This is a genomic window from Corallococcus sp. AB045 (assembly GCF_003668895.1).
In the GTDB taxonomy this organism is placed as follows: Bacteria; Myxococcota; Myxococcia; order Myxococcales; family Myxococcaceae; genus Corallococcus; species Corallococcus coralloides.
In genome coordinates this window covers 1-5,772 of sequence record NZ_RAWN01000334.1, presented here as the reverse complement: position 1 = coordinate 5,772, position 5,772 = coordinate 1, and the positions used below count along the sequence as shown (strand labels likewise).

At 70.1% G+C, this 5,772-nt stretch carries 4 protein-coding genes; 2 read left to right on the top strand and 2 right to left on the bottom strand.

Annotation, left to right across the window (positions count from 1 at the left end; translation table 11 throughout):
• Both D7Y21_RS39800 and D7Y21_RS39795 read right to left on the bottom strand, forming a co-directional pair.
• Positions 1 to 684 (bottom strand): adenylate/guanylate cyclase domain-containing protein (locus D7Y21_RS39800; protein ID WP_233612479.1); only part of this gene is annotated, 684 nt, incomplete at its 3' end.
• 67 nt (positions 685 to 751) lie between these two features.
• Positions 752 to 1,486, bottom strand: coding sequence for a lipopolysaccharide assembly protein LapB (locus D7Y21_RS39795; protein ID WP_120562908.1), 735 nt, complete (start codon positions 1,484 to 1,486; stop codon positions 752 to 754).
• Positions 1,487 to 1,561: 75 nt separating this feature from the next.
• Between D7Y21_RS39795 and D7Y21_RS39790 the strand changes: the two genes are divergently transcribed.
• Positions 1,562 to 3,967, top strand: a complete 2,406-nt coding sequence (locus D7Y21_RS39790) for an endonuclease MutS2 (protein WP_121718492.1) — start codon at positions 1,562 to 1,564, stop codon at positions 3,965 to 3,967.
• Positions 3,968 to 4,045: 78 nt separating this feature from the next.
• The coding region (locus D7Y21_RS39785) for a putative metal-binding motif-containing protein (protein WP_121718493.1) at positions 4,046 to 5,772 on the top strand (1,727 nt) is incomplete at its 3' end.

Here is a 5,772-nt window from a genome sequence, read left to right as displayed (position 1 = left end):
GAGTCGAACCTGGACATGGGCCACCGCGCCCTGCCCCACCGCCGCCGCGCGCTGGCCCATGTCCAGGTTCGACTCCACGCGCGCCAGGGCCAGGTTGCCGTAGGGCGGCAGCGAGGACGCCTCCTCCGGCGTGGGCAGCACCGCGTCCGGCGTGGGCGCCAGCACCCGGTAGGGCGCGCGCGGCACGCGGAAGACGCGGATCTTCCCGGGGATGCCCTTCAGCTCGAACGAGCCCACCTCCTGCGACGGCACCTCCGCCTTGTTCATGGAGAGGTAGACGGCCTCCGTGAAGAAGACCTCGCCCGCGTCGGTGATGCCCTCCACGCGGGCCGCGATGTTCACCGGCTCGCCGAAGATGTCGTTGTTCTCCACCCGCACCTCACCCACGTTCACCGCGACGCGGACGTGGATCTGCTCCTCCTCCAGGAGCTGCCGGTTGTGGTGCCAGAGCCGGTCCTGGATGGCGATGCCGCTCAGCACCGCCTGGGTGGGGGACTCGAAGGTGACGAGGAACGCGTCGCCAATCGATTTGATGATGCGTCCACCGAACGCCTTGAACAGCGGCGCGAGCAACGCCTCATGCACCTGGAGCAGCCGCTGGTTCTCCTCCAGCGTCTGCCGACTGGTGCGTTCGGTGAAGCCCTTGATGTCGGTGAAGACGATGGCGAGGTTGGCGGTCTTCAAAGCGGGGGCAGTGTATGCAGCGCGTCGCGCGAAGCAATCGCCACGGACCGCGCTCCGCCGCTCGCTGTCAGCGCTTCGAAGGTTTGAGGGCCCGCATGTTGCGCTTCGCCGGCGCCGTCAGCTGCGCCCTCACCTTCGCTGCGAGCTGGGGCCTGTCCGTCCGCTCGTAGAAGGCCGCCAGGGTCCTCAGCACCCCCGGGTTGTCCGGCTGGGCGTCGCGCGCGGCCAGGAACTCCCGCTCCGCGTCCAGCGCGCGCCCCTGCTTCTCCAGCACCGCCGCCAGCTGCATGCGCACCTGCACCCACGCGGGCCGGGACTTGGACAGGGGGCGGTAGTGCAGCTCCGCCTTGAGCCAGTCCCCCGCCTGCGCCCAGAGGCCCGCGAGCCGGAAGCGCGCGTCGTCATAGGACGGGCGCAGGGACACGGCCTTCTCATAGACGCGGATGGCGTCGAAGGTGGCGCCCTTCTCCTCCAACAGCTGCCCCTGGAGGAAGTACACGCGGGGGTTGTCCGGGGCCTCGCGCTGGGCGGCGTCCAGGTGGCTGGTCGCGCGCTCCAGCTCAGGGGCGCTGCCTCCCTTGAGGAGCAGCCGCGCGGCCTCCAGCCTGGGCAACTCCCAGCGGGGCTGGTTGGAGATCAGCCGCTCCAGGGCGACGAGGGCTCCCGCGTCGTTACCCGCGGTCTCCAGCGCCAGTGCATCCGCCAGCGGACTGGGGGCCGGGGTTGCTTGCGCCGTCAGGACCGGAGAGGCCGGTGCGTCGGACGCGCCCGCAAGCAGCGCCGCCACGAGAACCCACATCATGGTTGGCAGATAGCAGGTCCCGGTGGGCCACCTCAATACTTCCTCTTGACGGACACCCGGCCTCGCATGAAACCCATGACCGTGCAGATTTCCCACAGGACGCTGGAAGACCTTGGTTTCTCGGAAGTGCTCCGCGCGCTGACGCAGCGCTGCCGCACCGAGCCAGGAAGGGAGCGGGTGCTGGCCCGTCCATTCCTGGACACAGAGACGGAAGTGGCCGAAGCGCTGGCGCTCGTCGACGAGGCCCGCTTCCTCTCCCAGCAGCAGTTCTCCCTGCCCCTGGGCGGCGTGACGGACCTGCGCACCGCGGTGGGCCACGCGGAGAAGGGCGGCGTGCTGGAGCCCCGCCAGCTCATCGACGCGGCCCAGTTGCTCTTCGCCTTCGCCCGCACCCGCGAGGCCCTGGACGAGCGCAAGGAGCGCGTCCCCCGCCTGGTGGAGATCTCCAAGCGCCTGCCCTTCCTGGAGGCCATGGCGCGCCGGCTGGATCAGTGTTTCGAACCGGACGGAACCATCTCCGACCGCGCCAGCCCGGAGCTGAAGGAAGCGCGGGACCGCGCCCGCGGCCTGCACCGGCGGATCAAGTCGCGCCTGGATGAGATGCTCCACGACCTGACGTTCACCGCCAAGCTGCGCGAGAACTACTACACGCTGCGCAACGGGCGGTACGTGGTGCCGGTGGTGTCGAACTACCGCGCGGAGGTGGACGGCATCGTCCACAACGCCAGCCAGACGGGGCAGACGCTCTTCATGGAGCCCCAGGCGATGGTGGGCCTGGGCAACGACCTGGCCATCGCGCAGTCGGAGGTCGCGGAGGAGGAGCTCAAGGTCCTCCAGGAGCTGAGCAGGCTCGTGGGCCGCGAGTCCGTGCGCATGCTGGAGGGCCTGGAGGCGGTGGCGGAGCTGGACGAGGTGGAGGCCATCGCCATCCTGTCCGCGGACCTGGACGCCACGACGCCCACCTTCGTGGGTGTGAAGGAGCTGCAGCTGCGCGCGCTGCGCCACCCGCGCCTGGTGCTCAAGGGCACGGAGGTGGTGTCCAACGACGTGACGCTCACCGAAAGCGCCCGGGCGCTGGTGGTGTCCGGCCCCAACGCGGGCGGCAAGACGGTGACGCTGACGGGCGTGGGGCTGTGCGCGCTGATGCTGCGCGCGGGCCTGCCCATCCCGGTGGGCGAAGGGTCGCGGATGCCGCTGTACCGCTCCGTGCACTCCACCGTGGGTGACACGCAGGACCTGTCGCAGGGCCTGTCGTCGTTCAGCGGCCACGTCACCCTGCTGCGGGACATCCTGGCGGCGGTGGGGACGGACTCGCTGGTGCTCATCGACGAAATCGCGTCGGACACGGATCCGCGCGAGGGCGCGGCCATCGCCATCGCGGTGCTGGAGGAGCTGTTGGGCAAGGGCGTGTACGTCCTGGTGACGACGCACCTGGAGGAGCTCAAGGCGCTGGCGCACATGGATCCGCGCTTCCTCAACGCGCGCGTGGGCTTCGACTCCAAGCGGATGGCGCCCACGTTCCGGTTGCAGATGGGCGCGTCCGGCCAGTCGTCCGCCATCGACGTGGCGGCGCGGGTGGGCCTGCCCACCTCCGTGTGCGAGCGCGCGCGGGAGCTGTCGCTCAACGCGGGCGGCCCGCTCACCAAGGCGCTGGCGGCCGCGGAGGACGAGCGGCGCAAGCTCTACGAGGAGCTGGAGAAGGCGCGCATCGCGGCGAAGGAGGCGGAGGCCCTCCGCGCGGACCTGGAGAAGCAGAAGGTCGCCTTCGAGCGCGAGCGCAAGGGCCGGATGATGCAGTTCAACGAGGACGTGCACGCGGCCAGCGAGCACGCCGCCCAGGAGGTCCGCGACCTCTTGGTGAAGCTGCGCTCGGAGCAGAACGAGAAGGCGCTCTCCGAGGCGCGCATGCAGCTGCAGCAGCGCGCGGACGAGGCGCTGAAGCGCGCGGCGGCGGCCAAGGCGGAGCTGTTCCAGGTGGAGGCCCCGGGGCCCGCGAACCTCAAGGTGGGCGCGTGGGTGCACCACTCCGGCCTGGGCCGGGACGTGGAGATCCTGGAGCTGACGGAGGGCCAGGCGGTGGTGTCCGCGGGCGGCGCGCTGAAGATGCGGGTGCCCACGACGGAGCTGTCCGGGTCGCGGGGCAAGAAGCCGCAGCAGGCGAAGTTCCCGGAGCAGCGGAAGGGCGAAGCGGCTCTGAAGCGCGCGGCCTCCGCGGCGCCGTCGCAGGTGGATGCCACGCACTTCCGCTGCGACGTGCGCGGCATGCGCGCGGACGACGCGCTGGCGGAGCTGGAGACGTTCCTGGACCAGGGCCTGCGCAAGGGTGAGGAGGCCGCGCTCATCATCCACGGCCACGGCACCGGAGCGCTCAAGCAGGCCATCCGGGACCACCTGGCCGCGTCGCCCTACATCCGCATGTTCCGCCCCGGCGAGAGCCACGAGGGCGGCGACGGCGTCACCGTGGTGTCCCTGCGCGGCTGAAACACCGTGTGACAGGGAGTCGGGGTCTGGATGGCCCCGCTCCCCTGCCCCGGGCAGTGTTCGCTACAGTGCGGCGCCATGTATCGGCTCTGCCTGTTGGGATGCGTGGTGTTCCTGGCCGCCTGTGGGGAGAAGGCTCCCGACGAAGGCGCCATCCGTGTGTCCGTGAAGTACGGCACCTTCAAGCCCGCGTGCGTGCGCGTGGAGGCGAAGGACGCGAAGGGGCACCAGGAAGCCACCGACATCCTCTCCAGCCAGTTCAAGAACGCGGAGAAGAACGAGGTCCTGGTCGCGGTGCGCCGCAAGGCGGACTGGGACATGGCGCTGAACGTGACGGCGTCTTCGTACGCTTCCGCGACCGCCACCGGTTGTGACGGCCCCTTCGTGGAGCAGCACTCGAGCAATGGGCCCCTCACCATCGTCGCCAGGAAGTTCACGAACTTCGAGGTGACGTTGAAGGCGACGGACGGGGATGGTGACGGTCATCTGGCGGGCGCCATGTGGGGCGAGCCCGCGGACTGTGATGACTCGAATCCGGCCAGGTACCCGGGCGCCGTGGAGACCTGTGGCTCCACCGTGGACCTCAACTGCAACCAGCGGACGGGCTGCCAGGAGGCGAACTGCTCGGGCAATCCGTGCGACGACGGCAATGCCTGCACGACAGGGGACCGCTGCGAAGGCTCGGGCCTGGAGGCGAAGTGCGCGCCCACGCAGACGACGACGTGCACGCAGCCCACGGGCGTCTGCGACGCGCGTCTGACATGCAATCCCGCCTCCGGGCTCTGTGAAGCCACGGAGTCCACGGTCGGCAAGAGCTGCAACGACGGGAACGCGTGCACGGATGGAGACACGTGCGGGGCCGACGGGAAGTGCGGCGGCACCGCGCGGACGTGCACCACCTTGGAGCAGTGCCTGTCCAGTTCGGGGACGTGCAACCCGGCCAACGGCCAATGTGTCTTCACTCCGCTCCCGAACACGACCGCCTGTCAGGACCCGCTCGCGTGCACCACGCCGGACCGCTGTGATGGGAGCGGGAACTGCGTGGGCACGCCCACGACCTGCGCGCCGGCGCCGTGCTACCGCGCCAGGCAGCAGTGCACGGTGAACACCGATTGCGAGTACGAGGTCGACCTCAACGGCACGTGCACCACGTCCGGTGGTGTCCCCGGCGTGTGCTCAGCTACGGCCGAATGCAGCCCCTTCCCCTACCGGCCCTCCAACTTCGACCCGAATTCGATCGCGGCGGCGGACATCGGGGAGCTGCGGACCTCTGGGAACGTGACGTTCGATACCACCAGCCGGAGCTGGTCTCCGCCGGGCCAGGTCCCGACCCGGGACACGATCAAGTACGTGCTGCTTGATCAGGGCGCTGGAAACCCACAGGCCGTGCTCATCCCGGTGACGGCCCTGGCGTTGAACGGCACCCTCACTGTCACCGGTCCCAACCCCGTCATCTTCGCGGTCTACGGATCGGCGACCGTGGCCCAGTCGATTCTCGCCACGGGCACCATCGACAACCCCAACGCCGCGTGCGGTACCTCCCAAGGCGGCGCGGGGACCGCTGCCGGAAGCACGGGCGGTGGCGGCGGCGGTGGCGGCAATGGCACCACCGGCACGGACGGGGGCAACGCCTACAATGCACAGAACCGTGGCGCCGCGGGCATCAACCGCGCCACCGGGCCCGAACCGCTCCTGGGTGGCTGCCCGGGTGGAAACGGAGGTGCGGGCTCGTCCGGCGGCAGGGGCGGAGCAGGCGGAGGTGCCATCCAGCTCTCCGTCGCACACACCCTGACACTGGATAAGAT